This is a genomic window from Candidatus Nitrosotenuis cloacae (assembly GCF_000955905.1).
GTDB classification, from domain to species: Archaea; Thermoproteota; Nitrososphaeria; order Nitrososphaerales; family Nitrosopumilaceae; genus Nitrosotenuis; species Nitrosotenuis cloacae.
Window position 1 is genome coordinate 1,025,986 of the sequence record NZ_CP011097.1, and the last position, 23,724, is coordinate 1,049,709.

Annotated in this window: 28 protein-coding genes; 13 read left to right on the forward strand and 15 right to left on the reverse strand. The window is 41.9% G+C overall.

Translation table 11 applies throughout. The features are described from left to right. The 4 genes from SU86_RS05860 (at position 1) to SU86_RS05875 (ending at position 3,706) form a co-directional block, all read left to right on the forward strand. Positions 1-771, forward strand: a complete 771-nt coding sequence (locus tag SU86_RS05860; RefSeq protein WP_048188148.1) for a DUF6775 family putative metallopeptidase — start codon at positions 1-3, stop codon at positions 769-771. A 25-nt stretch (positions 772-796) separates the two neighbouring features. Then, positions 797-1,786, forward strand: a complete 990-nt coding sequence (gene trxB / locus SU86_RS05865; protein WP_048188150.1) for a thioredoxin-disulfide reductase — start codon at positions 797-799, stop codon at positions 1,784-1,786. 64 nt (positions 1,787-1,850) lie between these two features. Then, complete coding sequence (locus SU86_RS09385) at positions 1,851-3,266, forward strand: sensor histidine kinase (RefSeq protein WP_052755561.1); 1,416 nt, start codon at positions 1,851-1,853, stop codon at positions 3,264-3,266. Positions 3,267-3,322: 56 nt separating this feature from the next. Next, positions 3,323-3,706, forward strand: coding sequence for a response regulator (locus tag SU86_RS05875; RefSeq protein ID WP_048188152.1), 384 nt, complete (start codon positions 3,323-3,325; stop codon positions 3,704-3,706). Here SU86_RS05875 and SU86_RS05880 read toward each other — a convergent pair. Both SU86_RS05880 and SU86_RS09935 read right to left on the reverse strand, forming a co-directional pair. Then, on the reverse strand, positions 3,703-4,698 hold the full coding sequence (locus SU86_RS05880; protein ID WP_048188155.1) for a PLP-dependent cysteine synthase family protein: 996 nt from the start codon (positions 4,696-4,698) through the stop codon (positions 3,703-3,705). The two genes, SU86_RS05875 and SU86_RS05880, sit on opposite strands and share 4 nt — an antisense overlap. A gap of 3 nt (positions 4,699-4,701) precedes the next feature. Further along, complete coding sequence (locus SU86_RS09935) at positions 4,702-4,935, reverse strand: sulfurtransferase TusA family protein (RefSeq protein ID WP_048188157.1); 234 nt, start codon at positions 4,933-4,935, stop codon at positions 4,702-4,704. 144 nt (positions 4,936-5,079) lie between these two features. Here SU86_RS09935 and SU86_RS05890 point away from each other — a divergent pair, with 144 nt between their 5' ends. Then, positions 5,080-5,355 carry a hypothetical protein gene (locus tag SU86_RS05890; protein WP_236687668.1) on the forward strand — a complete coding sequence of 92 codons (276 nt, stop codon included), beginning with the start codon at positions 5,080-5,082 and terminating at the stop codon, positions 5,353-5,355. Between the two features lie 40 nt (positions 5,356-5,395). On the opposite strand, the gene SU86_RS05895 is transcribed toward SU86_RS05890, so the two are convergent. The 3 genes from SU86_RS05895 to cofE are packed head-to-tail and all read right to left on the reverse strand — an operon-like array spanning position 5,396 to position 7,479. Further along, positions 5,396-5,743 (reverse strand): hypothetical protein, encoded by a 348-nt coding sequence (locus SU86_RS05895; protein WP_048188163.1) that lies wholly within the window; start codon positions 5,741-5,743, stop codon positions 5,396-5,398. Positions 5,744-5,782: 39 nt separating this feature from the next. Continuing rightward, a complete protein-coding gene (locus SU86_RS05900) occupies positions 5,783-6,700 on the reverse strand; it encodes a PHP-associated domain-containing protein (protein ID WP_148550822.1) in 918 nt (305 codons plus the stop codon). Between the two features lie 44 nt (positions 6,701-6,744). Next, the gene (cofE, locus tag SU86_RS05905) at positions 6,745-7,479 is read right to left on the reverse strand and encodes a coenzyme F420-0:L-glutamate ligase (RefSeq protein WP_048188165.1); all 735 of its coding nucleotides are present in this window, start codon (positions 7,477-7,479) and stop codon (positions 6,745-6,747) included. A 111-nt stretch (positions 7,480-7,590) separates the two neighbouring features. Between cofE and SU86_RS09775 the strand changes: the two genes are divergently transcribed. After that, positions 7,591-7,764 carry a hypothetical protein gene (locus SU86_RS09775; protein WP_158507477.1) on the forward strand — a complete coding sequence of 58 codons (174 nt, stop codon included), beginning with the start codon at positions 7,591-7,593 and terminating at the stop codon, positions 7,762-7,764. Positions 7,765-7,779: 15 nt separating this feature from the next. On the opposite strand, the gene serB is transcribed toward SU86_RS09775, so the two are convergent. Then, positions 7,780-8,463, reverse strand: a complete 684-nt coding sequence (gene serB / locus SU86_RS05910) for a phosphoserine phosphatase SerB (RefSeq protein ID WP_256363757.1) — start codon at positions 8,461-8,463, stop codon at positions 7,780-7,782. Positions 8,464-8,532: 69 nt separating this feature from the next. Here serB and SU86_RS05915 point away from each other — a divergent pair, with 69 nt between their 5' ends. After that, positions 8,533-8,823, forward strand: coding sequence for a hypothetical protein (locus tag SU86_RS05915; RefSeq protein ID WP_048188170.1), 291 nt, complete (start codon positions 8,533-8,535; stop codon positions 8,821-8,823). Positions 8,824-8,838: 15 nt separating this feature from the next. On the opposite strand, the gene SU86_RS05920 is transcribed toward SU86_RS05915, so the two are convergent. After that, entirely contained in the window at positions 8,839-10,053 is a 1,215-nt protein-coding gene (locus tag SU86_RS05920) for a DEAD/DEAH box helicase family protein (protein WP_052755563.1), read from the reverse strand. A gap of 114 nt (positions 10,054-10,167) precedes the next feature. On the opposite strand from SU86_RS05920, the gene proS reads away from it, so the two are divergent. Together proS and SU86_RS05930 are read left to right on the forward strand one after the other, a co-directional pair. Then, complete coding sequence (gene proS, locus SU86_RS05925; RefSeq protein WP_048188172.1) at positions 10,168-11,610, forward strand: proline--tRNA ligase; 1,443 nt, start codon at positions 10,168-10,170, stop codon at positions 11,608-11,610. A 33-nt stretch (positions 11,611-11,643) separates the two neighbouring features. Then, a complete protein-coding gene (locus SU86_RS05930) occupies positions 11,644-12,474 on the forward strand; it encodes an ATP-binding cassette domain-containing protein (protein WP_048188173.1) in 831 nt (276 codons plus the stop codon). Between the two features lie 6 nt (positions 12,475-12,480). Here SU86_RS05930 and SU86_RS05935 read toward each other — a convergent pair whose 3' ends face one another. After that, positions 12,481-16,005: a chromosome segregation SMC family protein gene (locus SU86_RS05935; RefSeq protein ID WP_048189288.1), complete on the reverse strand. Its 3,525-nt coding sequence runs from the start codon at positions 16,003-16,005 to the stop codon at positions 12,481-12,483. A 137-nt stretch (positions 16,006-16,142) separates the two neighbouring features. Between SU86_RS05935 and SU86_RS05940 the strand changes: the two genes are divergently transcribed. Next, positions 16,143-16,883, forward strand: a complete 741-nt coding sequence (locus tag SU86_RS05940) for a carbon-nitrogen hydrolase family protein (RefSeq protein ID WP_048188175.1) — start codon at positions 16,143-16,145, stop codon at positions 16,881-16,883. On the opposite strand, the gene SU86_RS09780 is transcribed toward SU86_RS05940, so the two are convergent. Beyond that, positions 16,880-17,044, reverse strand: a complete 165-nt coding sequence (locus tag SU86_RS09780) for a hypothetical protein (RefSeq protein ID WP_158507478.1) — start codon at positions 17,042-17,044, stop codon at positions 16,880-16,882. The genes SU86_RS05940 and SU86_RS09780 overlap by 4 nt on opposite strands. A gap of 379 nt (positions 17,045-17,423) precedes the next feature. Here SU86_RS09780 and SU86_RS05955 point away from each other — a divergent pair, with 379 nt between their 5' ends. Next, the gene (locus SU86_RS05955) at positions 17,424-18,140 is read left to right on the forward strand and encodes a proteasome assembly chaperone family protein (RefSeq protein WP_048188180.1); all 717 of its coding nucleotides are present in this window, start codon (positions 17,424-17,426) and stop codon (positions 18,138-18,140) included. Then, positions 18,141-18,749 (forward strand): LysE family transporter, encoded by a 609-nt coding sequence (locus SU86_RS05960; RefSeq protein WP_048188182.1) that lies wholly within the window; start codon positions 18,141-18,143, stop codon positions 18,747-18,749. Here SU86_RS05960 and SU86_RS05965 read toward each other — a convergent pair. The 3 genes from SU86_RS05965 to SU86_RS05975 form a co-directional block, all read right to left on the reverse strand. Continuing rightward, positions 18,746-18,946, reverse strand: a complete 201-nt coding sequence (locus SU86_RS05965) for a hypothetical protein (protein ID WP_052755564.1) — start codon at positions 18,944-18,946, stop codon at positions 18,746-18,748. The genes SU86_RS05960 and SU86_RS05965 overlap by 4 nt on opposite strands. Before the next feature lie 19 nt (positions 18,947-18,965). Beyond that, a complete protein-coding gene (locus SU86_RS05970) occupies positions 18,966-19,289 on the reverse strand; it encodes a DNA-binding protein (RefSeq protein WP_338140628.1) in 324 nt (107 codons plus the stop codon). A 65-nt stretch (positions 19,290-19,354) separates the two neighbouring features. Further along, positions 19,355-19,603 (reverse strand): hypothetical protein, encoded by a 249-nt coding sequence (locus tag SU86_RS05975; RefSeq protein ID WP_048188184.1) that lies wholly within the window; start codon positions 19,601-19,603, stop codon positions 19,355-19,357. Between the two features lie 77 nt (positions 19,604-19,680). Between SU86_RS05975 and dinB the strand changes: the two genes are divergently transcribed. Then, positions 19,681-20,769, forward strand: coding sequence for a DNA polymerase IV (gene dinB, locus SU86_RS05980; protein ID WP_048188186.1), 1,089 nt, complete (start codon positions 19,681-19,683; stop codon positions 20,767-20,769). On the opposite strand, the gene artG is transcribed toward dinB, so the two are convergent. Genes artG through SU86_RS05995 form a run of 3 tightly spaced genes read right to left on the reverse strand, consistent with a single transcriptional unit; the run spans position 20,766 to position 23,661 of the window. Further along, entirely contained in the window at positions 20,766-21,683 is a 918-nt protein-coding gene (artG, locus tag SU86_RS05985; protein WP_048188189.1) for a thaumarchaeosortase, read from the reverse strand. The two genes, dinB and artG, sit on opposite strands and share 4 nt — an antisense overlap. A 35-nt stretch (positions 21,684-21,718) precedes the next feature. After that, positions 21,719-22,264 carry a hypothetical protein gene (locus SU86_RS05990; protein WP_048188191.1) on the reverse strand — a complete coding sequence of 182 codons (546 nt, stop codon included), beginning with the start codon at positions 22,262-22,264 and terminating at the stop codon, positions 21,719-21,721. Between the two features lie 5 nt (positions 22,265-22,269). After that, a complete protein-coding gene (locus SU86_RS05995) occupies positions 22,270-23,661 on the reverse strand; it encodes a cell division protein FtsZ (RefSeq protein WP_048188193.1) in 1,392 nt (463 codons plus the stop codon). Between the last annotated feature and the right edge of the window lie 63 nt (positions 23,662-23,724).

Here is a 23,724-nt window from a genome sequence, read left to right on the forward strand (position 1 = left end):
GTGAAGATTTCTAAAATATTTCTCTACGACGAGCCATCCATACCAGAAATAAAACTAGGCGATCTTGCCATATTCTTAGAGCAAACATTTCACATACCAGTGCAAAAAAGAAAAAATATTTTCCTAAATAACCACCAAATTGCCGAATCATTGGCATCAACTAGAATATTCAACTATAGGCAAGAATTCCAAAGACACGACCCAACACCAGAAGAAATACAATTTGAGCTGGACTCGTTTTTGGATTCATCAAAGACTGAGAACATTATTTTGTATGATGGATTTGAGTTCCACAAAGTTGTATCATCGCTGATCCCAAAAGAGGAATCAAATTTAGATAATTTCCATCTGGTATTTACAAACAAGCTGACCTGCACCTTTGATGATTCGGATTTTAGATATCATGGACGTGCGCTGATTGGCGCAAATCCATCAATCATATCCACTACCGGAATAATTGAGGCACCAGCCAAACCACGTCAATATTACATGGAGATGATGGCAAACTATGGGATGGGCCTAAACATTGATTCCATCAAAGAAAAATACAAAGGCCAGTACCTAGAATATCACGATTCCAGGCTGGACAAAATAATCCAAGGCTATGCAATGCAGGCAATATTTTATCACATTACTGGTGAGTCATTTTGCGAATTTTTGGATTGTAGACTATACAATGCGCACTGGCAAGCCGATCTGTTGCATTCCCAACTAGAATTTGGCAAGCTCTGCCCAAGACACCAAAAAATAATTGACGACTGGTTGACTTAAATTATTCAAATAAGTAGGCACAAACATGATGTCCTCAGACGGCGGTTCTACCGTAATGATCGAAAAAGAGTTTCCAAAAACAGAGAAAAAGAAAACCAGATTTGATGTAATAATTATTGGCGCAGGTCCTGCAGGATATACTGCCGGGATTTATTGCTCTCGCGCAAGACATGACACTTTGATTTTATCTGGAATTTTGCCTGGCGGGCAGTTGGTCAACACCACAGAAGTGGAGAACTATCCAGGATTTGAAAACGGGATAATGGGACCAGACCTAATGATTACAATGCGAAAACAAACAGAGCGAATGGGCACTACCATTATAGACGACGAGGTAATTGATGTTGATTTTCGACACAAGCCCTTCAAGATTCTCACATCATCCGAAGAATACGAGTGCAGGGCAGTGATCATTGCAACTGGCGCTACTCCAAGAAAGCTAGGACTGGCAGGGGAGCAGACCTTTGGCGGAAAAGGCGTATCATATTGCGCAACATGTGATGGGCCGTTCTTTAGAAACCAGGAGATAGTAGTAGTCGGCGGTGGAGACTCGGCAATCGAAGAGGCTACATTTCTGACCAAGTTTGCAAGCAAGGTTCATCTGGTTCACAGAAAGGAACAGCTCAGAGCAAGCAAGGTAATGCAAGAGCGAGCATTTTCAAATCAAAAGATCCAATTCCACTGGAATTCCGCAGTCACAGACATTATCGGTGAGCAAAAGGTACAGACGGCAGTGCTCAGCGATATCAAGTCAGGCCAAAAGACCAACCTACCAGTAGGCGGAATCTTTGTAGCAATTGGACATGAGCCAAACACAAAGATCTTTGTCAACAGCATAGAACTAGATGAGAATGGCTACATCAAACTAAAGGACCATACCAAGACCAACATTCCTGGCGTGTTTGCTGCAGGCGACGTTCACGATCACAGATACAGGCAAGCAATCACGGCAGCCGGCTTTGGTTGTATGGCAGCAATCGATGTAGACAAGTACCTAACTGAGAACAAATCCTAGTTCGTTCGATTCAAACAAACAATTACAGAAACCATCCGCATTCCAGTTTTAGATGTAAGAAATATTGTTTGAGAAGACCAGTCTGAAACTTAGTGGAACCGTTGGAATCATCATATTGTTGTTAGGTGTCACTATACTGTTTGGAACATTTCAGATGTCAAAGGTCAGCTCTGAAATTATAATTTTATCAGAAGCATACAAGCCACTCCAAACAAGCCTGAACAAAATTGAACTATACCATGCCAGTCAGGTGGACAGCTTTGAGAGGCTGATCATAGCACAACAAAACAATTTGGATTCAGATAATGTAAAGGAGGAGTTCTGGTCAAGCATTATACTGATACAATCTGAAATAGAACAGGCAAAAAAAATCACGCAGAGCGGGTTTTCTGTTGCGCCAGACCCAACCCAAGCAAACTTTAGGCTAGTGCATCAAATGTTCGTAGATATTGAACAGTCATCCATAGAATATGAGGAGCTTGCAAAATCAGCTCTGCAAACACCAGACAATGCCATTTTACTAAAGCAAATTGCTACAAAGAATGTACAAATCCAAGACAAGATAAAATCTGCAACAAACGAGATTGACTCGTTTAATGAGCAATCAATTTACGCAATTGAAGAACATGAGCGAGGATGGCTTATTGTGCAAATAGGAATCATAATTACAGTTGGGGTTATCGCAATGACACTACGCCACTTTTTTGGACAGATAAACTCGGAGCTCAAAAAAGAAATTGAAAGTAAAACCCACGAGTTATCCGAGGCAAACAAAAAGCTCCAAGACCTAGATAAGATGAAAAACGAATTCATCAGCATTGCGTCACATGAGCTAAAAAGCCCGATTCAGCCAATCTTTGGATTTGCTGAGCTTGCGCAATCTGGGGATATTGACCAAAAAGAGGCATGGGATGGCGTAACGATGCTTGCCAAAAAGCTCCAAGACTTGGCAAACGATGTTCTAGATGTAACTAGAATCGAGAGTAGTCGACTCGCGCTATATGCTGAAAAAATATCACTAAATGAAACTATACATGAGGCTACTCGCATGGCGCAAACTGGCATGACAAAACCAATCAAGATACTAGAAGAGTTGGACTCGGATGTAACAATCGAGGCAGACCGTACAAGATTGGATCAAGTATTGCGAAACATAATCAATAATTCAATCAAGTTCACCGATGCAGGTTACATCAAGGTAAAGACAATCACAAACAAAAACGAGGCAATCATATCAATATCAGATACAGGCCTTGGCATCCCAGAAGACATTTTACCAAAGATATTTGGCAAGTTTGCAACCAAGGGCCACGAGCGGGAAAACCAGTCAGGAAACGGACTTGGATTGTTTTTGTGCAAGGGCATAATCGATGCACACGGCGGCAAGATCTCAGCTAGGAATAACCAAGACGGCGGTGCAACATTTGAGTTCTCGTTGCCCATCACACCAAAGAACACCATAGATACAATAGCAAACTAGTTCGTGCTAAACGAACAGACGCGCACTCAAGTATTGAATTTGCAAAAATCCAATCAATGAGTCTCAAGATTTTGGTGGCAGAAGACAATGCGTTTACTGCGACCCAGTACACCAAGGTGCTGCAAAAAAACGGCCACAGGGTAATAGTAACTAGGGACGGCGAGGAATGTCTGCAGATTTACGAAAACGCACTATCCGAATTTGACTCACTAGACCAGAATCCATTTGATGTCATTTTACTAGATAATAACATGCCAAAGAAAAGCGGAGTCGAGGTGGCAAAGGAGATTCTAGACAAGCGACCAAACCAGAGAATAATCTTTGCATCAGCATACGATATCAATTCACTGATTAAATCGCCTGGAATTGTACCGGATTCAGTAGAAATCTTGGAAAAACCATTCTCACTAAATACAATGGTAAACAGAGTTCAGGCCTAAAGATACGCTATCTTTGATAGGTTTTTTGCTTGCTTTAGATTTGCATCAAATTCCTCTTCGCTAAAGATCTTTTGCTGAGCATATAGTGACTTGAATTTTCTGCCATCATCTGCAAAGATTCCAACTACTATACCCTCATCGATGTGATAGTTCTTCATTCCCGCATATACTGCAGCTGAAGACGGTGAGACCAACATCTTTTCTTTTGCAAAGATCTCCCTTACTGCCGCAAACGCAGTCTCGTTGTTAATGGTAATCCAGTCATCAACTGTCTTTTCTCGTCGCAAAAATAAATCAGGCTTGGCAGACTCTTCAAAGTTTCTCAGTCCCTGAATCAGATGGTTTTGCTGTGGCTGAACACCAATTGTCTTTAGCTTGGGGTTTTGCTCTTTGAGAAACGTCGAGATTCCAGTAACCGTACCGCCGGTTCCAACGCCGGTAAAGAAATGAGTCACCTTTCCTTCTGTTTGTTTCCAGATTTCAGGGCCTGTTCCCTTGTAGTGACCCATAAAGTTTGCCTCATTTGCATATTGGTTTGGAGAATAATACTTGTCAGGACGCGATGATGCGATGGATGTGGCAAGCGCAATGCTCTGATCAGTTCCAGCACCTACCTTTGGGCAGAGATCATCACTTGTTTCGTATAGCTTGGCGCCAAGTTTTGCAATGATTTTCTTTGTTTCCTCGGATGCTTTTTCTGGAATTACAATTTCCACCTCATAGCCCAATAGACTAGCAATGCCAGTCAGTGCAATTCCCGTATTGCCAGACGTTGGCTCGATTATTATGGTGTGGTTTCGCTTTAGCTTGCCTTTTTCCTCGGCATCTTTTATCATCCAGTATGCTGCCCTGTCCTTGACTGAGCCAAATGGGTTGTGGCCCTCTAGTTTTGCAAAATACTGAACTTTACTATTTGATAATGATTCTAGTTTTACTAGTGGAGTATTGCCAATTCGGTCTAGTGTGTCTGCATCAAGTACAACTTTGGCCAGAGATTATTTCACCTTTTTTATGGAAAACTCGAGTTCAGCGTCTTTTTTTTGTAATGATAATAGTTCGTGTCCGTTTCGCTTGACCCAACGTGAGATGTCTTCTTCTGCGTTTGGATCATCAGCTAGAACAGTAAGTGTTTCCCCTACTTGCATTCGCTCGACTTCGATTTTTGTTCTAAATACCGGCTCTGGGCAGAACAATCCGCGAGCATCTAGCTTTTTTGTTGTAGCGCTCATTAGTATTTCTCAAAGGTCGATTTGTCATATTAAAATCTATTTAGGAATTTTACAAGATTTAGTTTTAGCTAAGCTCAAAAAATCACATCAAAACTGGGATCATTATGCAAAAAATCCGTCGTATTTTCCTATAATCTTATTAGTGTGAGTGACCCTACTATTCTCAAGATGGGAATCATAAGAATTGGCGGTAGAGGAACATCAAGAAGAGTAGCTGACAAAGAAGAGGACAATTGGTCCGGAACTGCATTCAAAAAGTACAGTGAAGAACAAAAAGAGGCCGCAAAGGACAGATACATCTCAATGGGTCGAGGCACTGCAAAAATAAAGTTCAGTGATGTGACAAGCACAGAGACAAAATCATCCAAAGGAATGTGGGTCGGAACAGGTCGCGGAACTGGCAGAAGAAAGCTAGACTAGCCTACCAATAATAAAAATCAAAAATAAGAAAAGAACAGGACTATCTAAAAGTCCTTACCTTATTTACTACTTTTTTGTGATCATACGCAGAAGTTGTTGTGATAAAGAACAGGTGATTCTTTCCTGCAGGCATTGTGATTCTTTTCACATTACCATATTCTGCCACCACATACTTGCATGCGCCAAGCTTACGTTCTAGCTTTTTTCTTACCTTCCATGCACGGGCTGCGGATTGTAGCGACATTCTGCTTTCCTGTTTTGAGAGAAGCAATTTGACGCGACGTGAACGCTCTGTAAAGAGCACCTTTCCGTTCAGATCACAGATAGTTACAACTCGAATTGATGGACTGAGAGACATTAGTCGCTCAGCTGCTTGTTGAACTTCCATTGGATAAACAGATGGTTAATGATTGATAAAGATTCTGTATTAGATTGCCATTCTTAGCATTGTTGCCAAGTTTCTGTCATGAAGTTTTGATGCATCATATCCTCGGGTGTTGATTTTGTTCGAGATTCTCTTCATCAAAAATACTGCCAGTTTATACAAAATGGACCACATGTAGCTGTTTTGGTTTAGGTCGTACATTTTCAATAATAACGACATCATCCACTGTGAATTTGGATAGTGTTCCCGAATGTATTCTGCCAAGTAATCCTTGGAATTGTTTATTTTGTATTTGATGTGCTCTAGTGTTTCTTGCTCTCTTGCATAACCGGTTTGGTGGATTGATAGTTTGCCATGTTTCATTGCGTGCAAGGCATCGTCCAAGGTGTTCTCGGATTCTATGATGTTGACGCATCGTCCCAGTGTAGATAATACGTGCGAGTCGCTGCCTGCAACTCCTATTTTGTTATGCTGAATTGAGAATTGCGTTGCCTTGGCATTTGATATGACGTCGACATTATTGCTGTTAAAGACCTCTATCATGTCACATTTTTTTGCCTCATCTCTTAGCGCATCAAGCAGGCTAAATGGGTGCGGTGCGCACGAAATTGCGTCCTGCTTTCGTATCTCATCCACTATCTGATCTAGTGGTAGTCCTGCCTTGATTTCCTTGTGAATTCCATATGCTATGACGTGTGCTCCAGTGTCTGTTGTGATTTCTTCTGCCTGAAATACTTGGATTTTTTTGTATTTGGTGTGATCATTTTTGTATTGTAAAATTTGTGAATAGCCATCTAATGTGTTGTGATTTGTAACAAAGATTGCCTCAAGGCCTAGTGCATGAGCACGCTCTAGCTGTTGTGGTATTGTAATATCGCAATCATATGGCGCATCATCTTCACCCACATGAAAGTTTGAAAATGAATTATGGCAGTGCAGTTCTGCTTTGATGTACCCCAAACCAACTCAAATTTTTAGTGCAATGATTATAATCTTTTGTTGGATTATCGGAACAAGTCGGTTTGTTTTGATCGTATGATTTGCGATATTGTGCCAGATGAGGATTCAAAGGAATAATTCCTAATTACTGCAAATGGGCAGTTTGCAGTCTTTTTCATTACAAGTTCTGCTGCGCCACAAAGCTCATCGGTTTGTGCAATTGCCGTAACTCGCAGGATTCTGCCATGGGTATCCTTTTTGCCTTCATAATTCTCAATTGGCAAAATGCCAAAAACACCTATTGCAACATTTGTCTGGCCTTCCCGGAATGGCCTGCCAAAGGTATCAGATATTATGACTGCGACTTTTTTGTGTGATTTCTCCATGATTCCCTGCGCAAAATCTGATGCAGATTTGTCAGGATTTTGCGGAAGCATTGTGGCAAAACCCGGCTTGAGGTTACTCTCATCAACTCCGGAATTTGCGCAGACAAAGCCATGCTTTGTTTCGGTTATTATTATTCCAGATTCCAATCGAACTATTCGGTTTGCCTCAGACAGTATGACTTCGATTAACTTTGGGTCCCGGTTATACTCTGATGCCAGCCCTACAGACAACATGGATGGGATTACCTGAGCAAGCTCGACTTGGCGCCCTTCCTGCTTTGAGATTACTTTTTGGGCAATTACGATAATATCGCCATCCTGAATATCCTTGAATGCAGAGACAAAGAGCCCTACCAAGTCATCGCCCTTTTGGACCTCTTTTTTTATTGGTACGGGAATGACTTGAAGCGACATGGTGTGAGTTGTGGCAATTCTAATTTAACTTCTAGTTTTGTACCGAGTGCGTTTGATTCAAACAAATAATTTTCCAAGATCCTTAGATGATCCTACACCAATACACAATACATGATGCCAGCAAACCTAAACGAAGAGTCCCTTCAGCATGTCCAGGAACAAATCTATGGTCATGCTAAGACAGATTCGCCGATTTGCGTTCAGCTAGAAAAGCTAGACCGCTACATTCAGGCAAACAGAAAGGGCTTCAAGCCAGACACATTTGATACATTCCAGTATGCATAGAGTATGATTTTGGAATTACGCTACAGTCTGTAATTCTAAATTAAGATTATACTTTTTGTTGATAATTGGAATTAGGTTGGTAAGATTCTTTTCTTCTATGGTGACATTTGCCTTGTCTTTTACAATATCCTGTGCTCTAAATGCAACGCCCAGTCCGCAAATATCAAACAGTGTGAGATCATTTGCGCCATCCACTGTAACCACGATATCATCCTTGCTTTCCTTCCATTCACCTATTTTGACTCGGGCAGACTTTGCCTTGTCTGATGTGACATGGATGTTGACTCCGTCCAGTTTTCCGTCCTTGAATAATAGTTCGTTAGAATAAACATAGTCCAATCCCAACTCTTCTTTTAGTCTGTCAGTCATTATTGTAAATCCTCCAGAGACTGCCATTATCTTCCAGCCGGCTGCCTTTAGCACTCGGCATGTCTCTTTTGCGCCGGTCATGATTGGTAATTCGTCTGCTACTTCCTTGCAGGTTTCGTAGCTTAGGCCCCTTAGTGCCTCGACTCGGGTTCGCAAGCCATCCTCCCAGTTTATCAAACCCTGGATTCCTTTTTTGGTGATTGCCCAGATTTCGTCTTGCTTGTTAATTTTTTCGGCAAGAATCGGCAGATATTCTGCATCAAATAGAACTCCTTCCACATCAAAAATGGCAAGCAATTTTTTCTGTTTTTTGCACGAAAACCTATCAATATAAAAGTTGAAGTCAGTTGCATGATCGCAAACGTTAGTGTTAAATCATGGTACACAAAACTGCAGTCAATGGATGAGCTTGAACACAAATATGAAGTAGAAGTCAAAGTAGCTGAAAAAACTCAAAAGCTTGGTGATGAGATCAAGTCCGAGCTAAAGGCATCCGGAATGATGGATGACAAGGGCAAGCTCAAGCTCAAAGGAGTCAGCCCAAAGATGCTCAAGCGAATGAAGCAAGAATATGTCAGCTGTCCAGTCATAAAGGCAGATGCAGGATTCATCCAGTGCTTTGTGTGTCCCAATTTCCAGAGCAGGGTAATGGGCAAGGTCCTCTGCAAGGGCGCACCGCTCAAAAAATAAATTAAAAAAGAGAAATTATTGTGGTCTGGTTCCCCAGCCAAGTTGTACTAGTCTTTCTGCAGTTGCTGATGTTACACATGCTGGTGAGCCGGTAGACTTTTTCATGATTAATTCCATGTCTCCGCTGCATTCAACTTCCTCTGGTGCTACACCAGATTCTACTTGTTTTAGTGGAGCCACTACATCATGTTCTTCTTCGTGCTCGTCCTCATGTTCTTCCATTGGAAGTAAGCTTTCTGCGGTTTCCAGTTTTTCTAGGATTGCATCAACTTGTGAGTTGATTTCGTCTGCTGGAGCGCCTGCCTTTATCATATCGCGTAGTTCCTCGCGCATCATGACTTCAATTTCTTCCATGAGTGCATCATCTTGCTGAGAAATTGGTGCCTCTAGGAATTCATAGTTGTCCAAGTATGCTTTGGTTGCATGTGATAGTGCTGCATCGGAATCACCATCAGCATAAGTCTCTTTGACCTCTGATAGGTGGTACTCGACTCCTTCAAAGTATGCGTGTAGTCCTCCTTCTTCGGACTCCTCGCCAATTACCTCTTCTAGCTCACGGATGATACCATTTGCCAGAGTGGCAACCTCGGATGGATCTGCCTTGTTATCATATGCGGTCCATAGATCTTCGTATAGTTCTGCGATTTCATCTGCCTCATGTTCTGGAAGATCAGCGCGTATCTCTTCAAAGACCTGCTGAGTTCTCCATACAAATGCAGAGCCATCTTGGAATTCTGCCATCATTTCGACTTGGCCGTTCTTGACACCTTCTTCGTATTCCGCAACTGATGTGGTTAACAATCCAATTACGAGTTTTGCCTTAAAGTTGGTGTCATTGCTCAGCTCATCGCCTACTACGATGGTTCTTGCTTCTGCTATGATTTCTTTGGCTTCGTCTATTGCCATTTGTGCATCTTCTCTTGAAACATCAGAGCCAGTCTTTGCGCCCAAATCCAGTAATGTTTTCTGGACCTTTTCATCAAATTCCGGGTTTGCCTCTTTTAGCTCAGGCTTCATGGAATCATACAATTCTGCAATTGGATGAGTTGCATGGACCAGTGCTAGTTCGGCATTGTTGTCATCAAGATTTTGCTCGATTGCCCAAAAGTGTCCCAGAGTTTCCTCAAGGGAGCCTGCAAAAGACAATTTCTCGTCTTCTTCTGCATGTGCAAAAGAAAACGCGCCTGCAAAAAGTATTGCTGCAAAAAACGCAGTAATTACTTGATTCATGTAAGGGCAAGCTAAGCCATGTGATTTAAACGGATTAACCATTCTAGAATCCTAGAACATGGATTTGGGACATCTAAGAAACGCTCATTTAGTATTAGTCAAAAATTGCTATAGTTGAGCAAGGAAAGCCCAGGCATTACAGTATCAAAGAACAAGGATTTTTCGGAATGGTACACCCAAGTGGTACTAAAGGCAGAGCTTGCAGACTATGCGCCAGTCAAGGGACTCATTGTACTCAGGCCTGATGGCTATGCCATATGGGAGTCCATTAGGGAAACATTAGACAAGAAATTCAAATCCACTGGACACAAAAACGGATTCTTGCCAGTTTTGATTCCCGAGTCATTATTGGCAAAAGAATCAGACCACTTTGCAGGATTTAATCCGGAGGTATTCTGGGTAACGCATTCCGGTGAGAATGAAATCGGCGACAGACTAGCATTGCGTCCAACATCTGAAACCCTGGCATATTCAATGTATTCCAAATGGATTCAATCATGGAGGGACTTGCCACTAAAGATCAATTTCTGGAACACTGCACTGCGAGCCGAAATAAAGGCAACAAAACCATTTCTGAGAACATCCGAATTTTTATGGCAGGAGGGCCACACCGTCCACGCAACGCAAGAAGAGGCAGAAAAAGAGGTCATGGATATTTTAGAGATTTACAAAAAAACAGTACAAGAAGAGCTTGCCATTCCGGTTATTACCGGCAAAAAAAGCGACAAGGAAAAGTTTGTCGGAGCAGTCTACACCACGACAATGGAATCCATAATGCCTGATGGAAAGGCACTGCAAATGGGAACGTCACATTTTCTTGGACAAAACTTTTCAAAACCATTTGAGGTAAAGTATCTTGATAAAAATAATGCCGAGACGTTTGCATGGCAGACGTCCTGGGGCGTATCATGGAGACTGATTGGTGCAATGATCATGGTACATGGAGACGACAAGGGCTTGGTCTTGCCGCCAAGGGTTGCTCCAATCCAGATTGTGATAGTTCCGATTTACTATAATGACAAGGATGCTGACAGGGTAAACGCAGAGGCAGACAAGGTAGAGAAAATGCTCAAAGACAAGGGCTTGCGAGTTCATGTAGATAGGCGCGACCAGCTAACACCTGGCTTCAAGTATAATGAATGGGAGATGCGTGGCGTTCCACTACGAATAGAGATCGGACCTAAAGATTTGGATAAGAACAAGGTAATGTATGCAACGCGCCACATCAAGCAGAAACTAGACCTGCCAATGGACAAAATTGAATCCGAAATTGATCACATCTTGGAGAAAATCCAAAGTGAGATGTTTGAGGCTGCAAAGAAAATGCTTGCAGACAAGACAACCCAGACATCTGAATACTCTGAATTTAGAGTGGCATTAGAGAAGGGCTGCTTTGTTGATGCAGGATGGTGTGGTAAAAAGGAATGCGAGGAGAAAATAAAAGAGGACACGATGGCAGACATCCGAGTCATACCGTTTGGTGCTGGAAACTCGGGCAAGTGTGTTTATTGCAAAGGCTCTAGTATTACAAATGCGATATTTGGCCGTGCCTACTAATTGATATACTGATTTTGCATCTTAGTATAGTAATTGAGTGAAATCCTACAAGTAGAGAGTCTCAAAAAATATTACACAAAAAAGAATTTCTTTGGAAAAGAGATCTCGCTGGTAAGGGCAGTAGATGGTGTTTCTTTTGGAATAGAAGAAGGGCAGACATTGGTGCTGGCTGGGGAATCCGGTTCCGGCAAGTCCACGATTGCAAAACTGGTTTTGCATTCCATACCAGTAGATTCGGGCAAAATAATCTTTGATAGTATGGAAATTACTGATAAAAAAGAGGATCTCAAAAAAATCAGGATGGGCATACAGATGGTGTATCAGGACCCATATGACTCCATAAACCCGCAAATGAAAATCAAAGACATCATATCAGAGCCACTAGAGATTCACAAAATAGGCAACTCTAAAGAAAGAGCAGAATTGGTTCGCCAAGTCCTGCATGAAGTAAAGCTAGAACCAGCCAATGACATCATGGAAAAATACCCCCACATGTTGTCTGGCGGTCAAAGACAGAGAATTGTTCTTGCGCGTGCCCTGATACTAAAGCCAAAGATGATCATAGCTGATGAACCAGTTTCCATGCTGGATGTATCAATTCGCGCAGAAATCTTGGAATTAATGGAGGGCTTGAGGCAAAAACATCACATCTCGTTTTTGTACATAACACATGATCTGGCAACTGCTAGATACTTTGGGCAAAAAATTGCCATCCTATATCATGGAAAGATAGTAGAAATTGGACCAATTGAGGAAGTCTTGTTCTCACCAAAGCACCCCCATACCCAGGCACTAATCAATGCAATATCAGAGCCGGATCCTACCAATCTCACCAGAGAAAAGACGATTCGCACCAATTACTAGACAGAACTAGCCCGTAATGGACGGCATGCGCTTGTCCTTGTATGTCACAACATGTGAGACACCATTCTTTGGAAAGACACCATAGATGAGTTTGGCCTTTTGCACAACAGAATCCTTCAATGACACCATGATGAACTGGTTTCCTTCAGAGCGTTGCTCAATGATTTTTGCCAGCTTTTCCGAGTTTGGAGCATCCAAGTGTGCATCAACCTCATCAAACAGATAGAACACGGATGGTTTCAGCTTTTGCAGGGCCAACACAAATACGATTGCCGCAAGTGTCTTTTCCCCACCAGATATCGAGGTGGACTCTCTTTTTGGCTTGTTTGGGAACTGGATCAGATAGGATATACCAGAATTGAAAATATCGTCTTCGTTTTGCAGCTCCAACCAGGCCTCACCGCCAGTCATTGTGTGGAATGCCTCGCGAATCTCTTTATCCACTCTATCAAATGCCTCCAAGAATGTCTGGCGCTTGTCCCTGTCAATTTCCTCAATGAATCTTACAATGGCATTTCGCTCCTCTTCCAGTTCGTTCTTTCTGTCCGACATTGAGCGATACCCAGTTGATATTTCCACAAAAGTTTGAGGAGCAGTCGCGTTTAGCTTGGATGCCAGTGCGTTTACTTCGGATTCCAGTGGAGCAAGCATGGTATCGACCTCAAATGTCTCGGTTATTTCCTGATAGCCATACTTTTCTAGGACCTTGTGGATTTTTACCTCATTTTCTATAATATCTCGAATGTCGCGCGACAGTGAATCCGATTGACGCTCCAGTGCGTTAATCTCGCGTGTCACTAATCGTTCTTGCTCGTTTAGCTGTGATAGTCGATCATCAAACTCTTGTAGTTTTGATATAGAGGTGCCGGATGTGGCAATTAGATTCTGTTCTTTTTCTCTTAGTTTTATTAGATTTTCATTTGCTTGCTCTTTGTCTTTTGCCAGCTGGTTTAGTCTAGATTCGATCTCGTGTTTTTCATGATTCAGTGAGGATTGCTCCTCTCGGAGGTTTTGCATTTTGGTCTTCTCGCCCAATTCCTGCGCAGACAAAGTGGCAAGCTGGGATTCTTTTTCCCTCAGATCATTGATTATGGAAGACTGGCTTGCCATTAGTGCGGAGCGTTTCTCGTTTAATCGGTTTAATTCTGATGCTATGCGATGGTTTTCTCCATCTGCATAGTTTTCATGCATTAGTGTGATTCGCTCATCCAGTGATGCAATAAGAGATTCTTCCTTTGCGTGTTCCATTGTGATTTTTTCAATGTGCTTGTTTAGTTGGGAAATTCTAGATTCCAGTTGCGATTTTGTTCTGTCGATTGTAGAGATCTTTAGTTTCAGATCGGAATAGCTGGCATCAGCGTTTGCAAGGCCAGTCTCGGATATTGATAGGCGTTCCCTATAGTTTTGTATGATTCCATCAACTTTTTTGATGGAGAGTCTCTTTTTGAGAACGTATTTTCTGAGCAGTGAGATGGACTGGTTGAGGCCCTCAACTGAGGTGCTCATTGATATGATTTTTGTGACCTTGGAGATTTTTGAGTTGATATCAATTATTACGGCAGTCGCCTTTGCCTCAAAGAACTCGCCATCGATGGTGACAGTCTTGTAGCCTGACTTTGATAGTCGGAGTGCGGCATCTTGGGTTTTTACCAACAAGACATTGCCAAACAGAAAAGTAGCAAGCGGTGCATATCGAGCATCACATCGGACATAGTCTGACAAAACCCCCAGAACATCCGAGTCGTTTGGTACGGTTAGTGAGAATTTTGGTATTGCCTCTAATGGAATTATCTTTAGTTTTGGAAGTTTTTTTGCGCGTGCAACTTCAGCCAGACTCAACAAGGTTCCAAAGTCTTTTACCACAAATGCCTTAATCCAGTCCGAGCCTGCAGCCAGAATTGCTCGCTCGTATTCCTTGTCCCACGACATCATCTCATATGATAGTCCTTCTATTCCAAGCTCCTCTCGGTGCTCTTTGAGATTTGCTATGGTGTAATCTTCGTGCATGATACTTTTTACAATTTTGATTTTCGCATCATACTGAGCAGCTGCCTTTGCGGCCTTTTCTAGTATGATATTCAGCTCATCCATGTCATGCTCTATTTTTCCATGTCGGCCTGTCTGCTCTGCAATTCTTCCGCGCAATTCTGATATTGCATCTTTGTGATTTGTGAGGATCGATTCTAATCTTGACTTGAATGTGTGAAGCTTGGATGATTCTTCTATGATTTCCAACAGTCGTTTTGTGTTGGATTCGATTTTTGATTTTGAATCATTAATTTCGGATTCCAGTTTTGCAAATTCCACTTTGGCGTGGTTTAGCTTTTGTGTCAGCCCCTGAATTTTTCCATCAATTTCCTTTCTCTGAGATATGACCTGTGATTGCTGTTTGTATACGACAGATAATTCCGATTCTACTGATTTTATCTGCTCATAGATCTGGTTTTTGTCATCTCGAATTTTGGATAGGGTTCCGCGCTGCTCTGCAGTCTGAGATTCGATTAGCAGTCGGGCTTGGTGTAGTTGTTCCAGATCAGATGTGATTTGCGGCAGTCGTGAATTGATTTGTTCGACCCGCCTTGATTTGGTTATGGTTTCAGTATTTGCAGATTCATACACCTGCATTGCAGCAGACAATTCGGTGTCGATGGTTGCCTTTGCCTGGTTGTAGGCATTTGCCTCTGCCATGAATGTGAATTTTTGAGATTCCAGCTCCGAGATCTCTTTTTTTAGTGATATTCGCTCCTCGTCTAGCTTTTTTGATTCTGAAACTAGCGAGTGCATAGAGCGCTCTTTTGATATCTTTTCTGTCTGGATTGCCTTCATCTTATTGGAAGCAGAAATGGCATGCAATCGTCCCAGCTCAAAATGGATAAATTCGTGCCTGAGTTTTTGGTTGCGCTCTACTTCCAGCTCATCGATTCTCTTTTTTATTTCATCCATTCTTGCCAGCGCAATTTCCAGTCTCCTATCCGCATCCTCTAGCTGCTTTATGGACTCGGATTTTTTCTCATCGAAATATGCTAATCCGATCAAGTCCTCAATTACGGTTCTTTTTTCTTCTGCAGTAAACTCGGAAATCCTAGTAACTGTTCCCTGCTGGACTGCGTTTAGCTGGTTCAGGCTGGCATTTGCAACTTCGAGTAAATCCAGGATTTGGTTTCGGTTTGTCTGCTTTTGGTTTAGATAGTAAACATTTTCACCATCCTCTGCCATCTCGCGGGTTATCACAACGGCATTGGAGTCAACTGGAATCTTTCTATCAGAATTATCAAAGTGTAATGAAACGCGAGCCATCTTTGTTCCACGTCTGTTTCCTTCTATGTCGTGGATCAGAGAACGAAGCTTGTCAACCCTCATTATTTTTGGCTTGTTCTCACCCAGTGCAAAAATGATCGCATCCAAAATGTTGCTCTTGCCGGATCCGTTCGGTCCAGATATTGAAACCAATCCTGGCTCAAAATTTACCGTAGTATTTGTAAATCCAAACGACTTGAATCCAAAGATCTCGACTTTTTTGATATGGACCAATAGATTTGTTTGCCGGATTGGTTTGTTAATCAAATATAGACAAGTTTAGTTGACATGCAAACAAAATTCTTGTAATGCTATGAAAAATTTTGTACCATTAATACTTGGCTTAAATTTGGTCATTATACCACACCATCATGATCAAGCTAGGCATTGGCCAAACCATACAATACCAGTCCAATGAGCAGGGGATCACGCAGGTCTCAAAACTATTGGAGCGTCTAGGCAAAAATGAGGCTCAAGTGGTGTGCCTGCCTGAGCAATACCTGCCCGATAACAAAATCGATGATTTTGAGGCTACACTTGCACCCTTTGCAAAAATAGCAAAACAATACTCCATGTGCGTAATACCAGGCGCATTTTACACAAAATCAGGCACAAAGCAGACCATCTCAGCTCCTGTAATTGATGAATCTGGCCAATTCATTGGAGTGCAGGATAAAATTCACCCATTTGATTACGAGCGAGATTTGATAAAGCCGGGAACAGAGACAAAAGTCTTTTCTGCCAAGTCCTGCAAGTTTGGCGTAATAATCTGCTATGACATGGTGTTTGCAGATGTTGCCGAGTCCATGGTCAAAAAAGGCGCCCAAGTTATCTTCTCACCATCTCGAATAGTCAGACATGGAATACACCCATGGCATATTTACTGCCAGACTAGAGCGCTTGAAAACCGAGTACCAATACTTGGCGCAAACATGCAAAATTCCAAGTTTGGCGGAAAAAGTATCATTGTGGATTTGGTAGAAGATGAGGGAGTCATACTGCCAAGAACAAAGATCACCATAGGTGAGGGAATCAGACTAGAGTCATTTGATTTATCAAAGTATGATCAGTCCCGCAAAACCAGATATTCAGATCACAAAAAGTTTTCCTAGTCGTATTCTTTGGAGTGATACGCCATGATGTGGGCCTCAAGGCTCCTTACTGCGATGATCTTAGAGCAAAAACCGCATTCAACCTCAAAGCGTTCTGCCTCCTCTGGTGTGATGTCTTGTGAGGCCATTATGCAAAATTTGTCTTGCTGTTGTAATGCCATTTCCTTGCCAGTTTTCAGACTTGGATTAGCTTGATAAGCTTTGTCCTTCAATACCAAATTTGGAAACAGTTAAGGTGTCAAGATGGTAGGACCATCCTACTATTTTTGTCCCCTATGTGAGGGATAGCAACCAAAACAAATGCAAAAAAGACAAAGTCCAGAGTATGCACCATGCAAACCCAAATAGCTCCAAAAAAGACATTTCCAAAAACATGTTCAAAATTCTGCACAGAACCAGTTTTTGTCAGTACAACCCAAGATCCATAGAATCTAACCCACAAACAACAGCCACACAATGACCATTACCATTACCAAATCAGAGCATTATTCAAAACCAAATAGACAAAGTATATGAGTAATTTTTGGGCAAAAAGGAACAATGCTGCCAAAGTTGTGGGTCAAGGAAACCAAGCCAATCAGCATAGATGGTGGCTATATCATTGATGGATTCCCATCGGTGGGATTCACCAGTGCCATTGCAAGTGAGTCCCTAATGCATGGCAACAAGTATGACTTGGTGGGCTTTGTGGATTCTGCTGATTTTCCTACCGTATCCATACTAAAGGACGGCATACCAAACTACGCCACTCGAATCTATGTAAATTCGGATCTAAAGGTCGGAGTTTTTTCCTCATTTCTAACTGTAAATGAGCCATATCCTAGGGCAATTGCAAAGATGATGCTTCTTTGGGCAAAAAAACACAAGTGCTCTCTGATAGTCAGCTCATCCCCAATGAAATTAGCAGAAGATGACAAAAAGCAAATCATTGCAGCCGGCAGCACAAAAGAAGCTCGCGAGAAAATAAAACAAGCTGGCATGTTGGTCTTGCAAAACGGAACCATACCAGGCATACCAGGAGAATTACTAAACCAAGGAATGCTGCACAATCAAAATGTGATAGTCATTTTGATTAATGTGGACGAGTCAGGTCCGGACTTTAGCTCAAGTGTGGACTTGTGCATGGCAATGTCAAAAATATTGCCTGGTGTTTCCTGTGATCTTAACATGATGAGAAAGCAAGCCGAGGTGGCCGAAAAACAGATCAAGGAAACCGAAAAGGAAACAAGGGTACTCCGCGACTCGATGTACGGCTAGATGGAAGAATTTTTTGCGTTTTTTGCAGCAGTGATTATAGTTTCAGCATCAGGCGTTATGGCGCCAGGCCCATTATTTGCCTCAACCATAGCAAGCGGCGCAAAACAAAGGCTAGCTGGACTCAAGATTGCCATTGGTCACACCATAATAGAATTGCCACTCGTACTTGGAATAGGCCTTGGCGTATTATCGCTGGAGGAATTCCCCCAGTTTCGAACCATAATTGCAGTACTTGGGGCTGCAAGTATTTTCGGGTTTGCTATATTGCAAATTCGCTCCACCATGCATGGCACGCCCATAAAGAACGCACGGTATGGCCCATATCTTACCGGAATATTGCTAACAGGACTGAACCCGTTCTTTTTGGTTTGGTGGCTAAGCATTGGAATCAAGCTGATATCAGACGCAATGGTATTCTGGTCGGTTTGGGGAATTTTGATAATGTTTGTAATTCATATCTGGATGGACTTTGTCTGGCTTGGGTTTGTTTCTATGATATCATCTAAAGGAACCAAACTTCTTTCCGCAAAATCCTACAAAATATTCATGCTTGGAATTAATGGTGCTATGATCTACTTTGGAGTATCGTTTTTGTTTGATGTGCTCTAGCCGCACTGGATTGTTTCCAGGTTTGATGGACATTCCGCATTTAATGTCTGGATTTTCTCTGCCAAGGAAACACACGTTGAATAGTCCAGACTCTGCTCGTATTGTATTATTTCATCTATTATGGAGAATTGGCGGGCAGGGCACGAGTTGAAATTCTGAAACAAAATCAATGCGGATATGATAACTATTCCGCACATTACGGAGATTTTGTAGTAATTACTCCTTTGAAATATCAATTTCTATTGTGGATACGTTTCGAGTCTTTCCGTCCTGAGATAGCAGTGAATCAGATGCAATTCTGACATCTTTGATGATGTATCCTACTGTATTCATTCGCTTGACTATCATTTGGGACACATCGACTGCCTGCGTGATTCTCTGTCCACGCGCCTTTATGGTAACAAATGGTTGATTGGAAAGCTGAGTCAGAGTTGCGGTAACATAGGTCATGATTGGTTTTGTTCCAACAAATATCACATCGCGTAGCTTTTTTTCGCCTTCTTCGTCTGTGTGTTTTAGTTTTTGCGATTCTTCTAAAATTTCTTGTGCGTCTGTTGGCTTGTCGGATTCACTCATGATTTGTTTGACTTGGTTCCCTTTTGCTTTTATTTAATGCTTGATGTCTTTGAGAGATAATCTTCAATTATTTTTTCAATCTCATCGGGATTCTTGCATTCCTTGACGGCATCGACTATTTCTTGTTCTTCTATTTCATAGCAGTTCAGAAATTGTTGCTCGTCTTTGTATACGAGCATGACTTTTTTGTTGTGATAGCAATAATACATTTTTTCTGGCTCCATTTCTTCTGCGATTATTTTGATTCCTTTTTCGTCTGGAATCAGAGGATATCCCATGTTTGGTATGATAAAATTGTGTTATTTAGACTAAAGTCCCGATATTGTAATAAGGATTTTTTGCCTATCAAAAACCATTGAGGATAATATTCCATATCGATTTTGACTATTTTTTTGCCCAGTGTGAAGAGATTCGAAATCACACCCTAAAGACAAAGCCAGTATGCGTTTGCATATTCTCAGACAGAGGAGGCGATAGCGGAGCAATAGCTACTTCCAACTATATTGCAAGAAAATATGGTGTCAAATCTGGCATGCCAATAAAATTTGCCAAGGCACGACTCAAAGATATTCCAGAATCGGCGTTCTTGCCGGCAGACTTTCCATATTATTCCGAGATATCGCAAAAGGCAATGGAGATTATGAAAAACTACGCAGACATATTCGAGTATGTGGGAAGAGATGAGGCATACTTGGATGTCACAAAGAGAACAGAAGTCAAGTTTTCAAATGCCACACATTTGGCACAGCAGCTAAAAAACCAGATTCGTACCGAGATAAAGATGACATGTACCGTTGGCATATCTGGCAACAAACTGGTATCAAAGATTGCATCCGGATTCAAAAAACCAGACGGGTTGACCGTGGTCGAGCCGGAAAATGTCGAGACATTTCTTGGCCAATTAAAGGTAGGCGATATTCCCGGAATAGGCAAGGTAACTGAGGAAAAGTTTGCAGAGATGAATCTCAGGACAATTGCAGATCTTAGAAAACTAGACATTTTTACTCTGAACAAAATGTTTGGCAGAAAAATATCATCATACATGTACAATGCTGCCCGTGGAATTGATGACGATCCAGTAGCCGAGCGCGCAGACACCATACAATATTCTAGAATCGTAACACTCAAGCAGGATTCCAAAGACTTTGGATTTTTATCAGAAGCAATTGATGAGATTTGCTCTGACTTACACCAAACCATACTAAAGCACAAAAAAATGTTCAGAACAGTTACAATCCAGTTTGTCCAATCTGATCTTACCAACAAGACAAAATCAAAGACGCTCAGAAACCCCACTTCCAGTCTGGATGAACTAAAAAAAGCATCCATCATACTGCTCCAAGAAGCATTGGTTGATCAGACAAACAATGTTCGAAGGCTTGGCGTCAAGGTATCGGAATTATCAGACATGGAAGGACAAAGCTCGATTACGAACTTCTTTTAGGCAGACAATTTCTTGATGCGCCTAGTCTCTATTGCAGTTACTGCAAACAAGAACGCAAAGAGCCACGGCAAGAACATTATCTCGCCTGCGATTCCGTGAAATTCCTCAAATTCAACCGGATTTGTTGAGACCTTGAGCACAAACAGAGACAGCGAGAATATTCTAATCATGTTGACACCTATGGTTCCGGCAATACCTATTGCAAAGTACATTGCCTTGCGCCTTGGGGCAATGTTCATCTTTAGCAAAAATGCCATCATCACCAAGGAATAGATGATAACGCTGTGAACTCCAGCAGAAGGCCAAAACACTTGCAGTGCCATTGAACCATGCTCACCTTTTAGGAACATCAGGTTGTTTCTGGCTATTGCGGTCCCAAGATCAAAGAAATTGATTATTCCAACATTTGCCTTGACAAAATATGGCACAATGTATTGTAGAGGCCCTAGCGTATCATATGGGAAAAACGCATCCAAGGATAGTATGATGGCGCTTCCGCACAAAAAGATTGGACCAGCTGGTGCGATTCTAATCCATCTTTTGCCAAATAGTATGGTTACGGCAGCAATCACAAAGGTTGCCATTACAACAAAGTCCCACATCCAAGTCCAGGAGTGAATCAGGTTTACATTGTATGATTTTGCGCCTTCCTGGATGTATTCTCTTAATCCAAAGTCAAGCGATATCAAATAAGCAAAGACAGCTACAGCAAATGGAATCGTCATTAGAACTCTTTTTTGTGACACTATGGTTTTGATGCCAATTAATTCTGCTGCAACAAATGCCATTGCAAACAAAAATCCTCCCCTTCCTTGGTTCCAGCTCAGAGAAAACGAGTCAGGATAATAGGCAAGGGCAAACAGTACAGGACTGACTATAATTATAATGGCAAATGTAATGGAACGATTTTGCAACGCTTGGAGTTATTCCAGTATGAATAAAAACTAAATTATTTTTTCTTGATGGTGAGTGTTTTTTGAATTTCACTCATTGAACTGATGAATTTTTGTTTTGCCTCGTATTCATTTGTCACTTTGACTATTATTTCGGTTGATGATAGCAAGACATCCTTTACCACGAGTGGTGCAGATAGCCCCAGAATCTCTGACAGTAAATCAAACAGATTTGGGAATTTAGTTTGGTTCTTGTACTGGTATTGGACTCGACCATCCTTGAATGTTGGCTTTGGGTCCAATGGAATGACCAATTCAGGCGAGGTCATATCATTGATGAATTTTGCAGTGTCGTTTTTGATTGATGTGGATAGTTCCTCGCGCTTTGCCTCTAAGTTTGCCTTGGTTGTTTCTAGTGTGGCTTGCTGATCATCATATTGAGTTCCAATCATTTTTGCAAATGCAGATTCAGTTGGTTTTGTTAGCGGGATTTCGTGTAGCTTCATGTTTACGACTTTAAGTTCTTCTTCGAGTTGGACCAGATATTTGCGGTTTGCCTTAACTTGGCCGGCCAATTCTTCAAGATAGGCAAAATCAGACATGGTTTCTAACTAAACTGGTGCACTACATCCATGAGTGACTGCTTGAAATCTTCAGTTGTAAGGCCCCATCTGCCATACTCATCTTTGTATCCATCCCAGGCCTCTTCTGCCTCTCTTGCAATCTCCAATATCTTGGGGCCTACCGCCTTGGTATTGACCAGTATGGTGATGTTTGCCTGCTCTTTGTCCATGATTGGGATCTTGATGAATATCATTCTGGAATCCTCAATGTTGAATCGCTCTTTGATCAATCTCTTTAGAATCTCTCGCTCTTTGATGTCAAATTCTCCCTTTACCTTTACTAGTGCACAGCAAGAGTCCTTTGGTCCGCCGTGGTTTCTAATGTCGGTCTCATCAATATCAAACAGTATTGCGTCCTGCTTTTTGTTGATATTATCAATGATACTATCCATGGTGTTGTGCTTGTTGCCAGATAAGGTGTTGAGATTCCACTGGTCCTCATCAGGTAGGATTGGTATGACCCATGGGATTGCAAACTTGGGACGCTTGGTTGCAAGCCATGTCCTATAGTTTGACATGTCCCATTCTGTTTCTCTTGCAAATGATGATATGAACATGGAAATTGCGTTTGCTGCAATCAGATTCATTCCCTTGTAGTCCTTCCATCCGACTTCGTGCTCTTTTGGTAGATCATCAATGATGGATGGAATCTTTTCTACTCGTTTTTCGTACTTGTGCGCAACCTCTCGTAGTCTTTTGTTTGCAAACAAAATAGAGCAATCAGAATACTTGATTTGGTATTCCAAATTCATCACAATGTTGATGGCAGCTGCTTCTAGGATTACTGGATCCCATCCAAATTCCGGCAACAGTCCCAGTGTGGCAATTGTTGCGTGTTCTTTGGTGTTGCTTTTGATAAATTCAATAAAAGAGCAGGCAAATGAGCTTCCAGTTCCACCACCCATCGCAAATGGCACCGTATAACCTCGGACCGGCTCTGGAGATAATGCGGATAGTTGCTTTGCAAAGTCCCACTTTTGGGTCACCTCGTTTTTGAATCTGGAGCGTCCTTCTGCCCAGTTTCTTGCAGCACCCCCAGCGCCATGAATTACATGCTTGTCTCGCAGAGCGAACAAGTCAGGATATGATTGTAAGATTAGATTTGCGGCCCTTGGGTCCAAATCAACTAGCAATGCTCTTGGAATTAGTGGTGTTTCTCCACCAGTATATGCGCCTGGGAATCTCAGAATTGTACTGCCATATCGCTTTAGAATTCTAGACTCGTCTTTTGTGTCCTTTAGAACCGGCTTTAGTGGGTCTGCGCCAACATCAAGCAGTAACCTACGGTAGGATTCTGCTCCAAGACCTATTCCACAGTGACCAAAACAGGTCATTAGTACTGGTGCTGGTGGTAATGGAGCGTTAGGTTGCGACATGCCTAGATGTGTTTCCCTTGGAGTTTAACTTGGCTGACTAAACAAAATCGAGTGACTGCTTGA

Excerpts from the sequence above, each read along its gene's own strand:
- trxB (WP_048188150.1), top strand. The coding sequence starts at position 797 with ATGATGTCCTCAGACGGCGGTTCTACCGTAATGATCGAAAAAGAGTTT.
- SU86_RS05875 (WP_048188152.1), top strand. The coding sequence starts at position 3,323 with ATGAGTCTCAAGATTTTGGTGGCAGAAGACAATGCGTTTACTGCGACC.
- SU86_RS09935 (WP_048188157.1), bottom strand. The coding sequence starts at position 4,935 with ATGAGCGCTACAACAAAAAAGCTAGATGCTCGCGGATTGTTCTGCCCA.
- SU86_RS05895 (WP_048188163.1), bottom strand. The coding sequence starts at position 5,743 with ATGGAAGTTCAACAAGCAGCTGAGCGACTAATGTCTCTCAGTCCATCA.
- cofE (WP_048188165.1), bottom strand. The coding sequence starts at position 7,479 with ATGTCGCTTCAAGTCATTCCCGTACCAATAAAAAAAGAGGTCCAAAAG.
- SU86_RS09775 (WP_158507477.1), top strand. The coding sequence starts at position 7,591 with ATGATGCCAGCAAACCTAAACGAAGAGTCCCTTCAGCATGTCCAGGAA.
- SU86_RS05915 (WP_048188170.1), top strand. The coding sequence starts at position 8,533 with ATGGATGAGCTTGAACACAAATATGAAGTAGAAGTCAAAGTAGCTGAA.
- SU86_RS05920 (WP_052755563.1), bottom strand. The coding sequence starts at position 10,053 with ATGAATCAAGTAATTACTGCGTTTTTTGCAGCAATACTTTTTGCAGGC.
- SU86_RS05940 (WP_048188175.1), top strand. The coding sequence starts at position 16,143 with ATGATCAAGCTAGGCATTGGCCAAACCATACAATACCAGTCCAATGAG.
- SU86_RS09780 (WP_158507478.1), bottom strand. The coding sequence starts at position 17,044 with ATGGCATTACAACAGCAAGACAAATTTTGCATAATGGCCTCACAAGAC.
- SU86_RS05955 (WP_048188180.1), top strand. The coding sequence starts at position 17,424 with ATGCTGCCAAAGTTGTGGGTCAAGGAAACCAAGCCAATCAGCATAGAT.
- SU86_RS05960 (WP_048188182.1), top strand. The coding sequence starts at position 18,141 with ATGGAAGAATTTTTTGCGTTTTTTGCAGCAGTGATTATAGTTTCAGCA.
- SU86_RS05965 (WP_052755564.1), bottom strand. The coding sequence starts at position 18,946 with ATGTGCGGAATAGTTATCATATCCGCATTGATTTTGTTTCAGAATTTC.
- SU86_RS05975 (WP_048188184.1), bottom strand. The coding sequence starts at position 19,603 with ATGGGATATCCTCTGATTCCAGACGAAAAAGGAATCAAAATAATCGCA.
- SU86_RS05990 (WP_048188191.1), bottom strand. The coding sequence starts at position 22,264 with ATGTCTGATTTTGCCTATCTTGAAGAATTGGCCGGCCAAGTTAAGGCA.
- SU86_RS05995 (WP_048188193.1), bottom strand. The coding sequence starts at position 23,661 with ATGTCGCAACCTAACGCTCCATTACCACCAGCACCAGTACTAATGACC.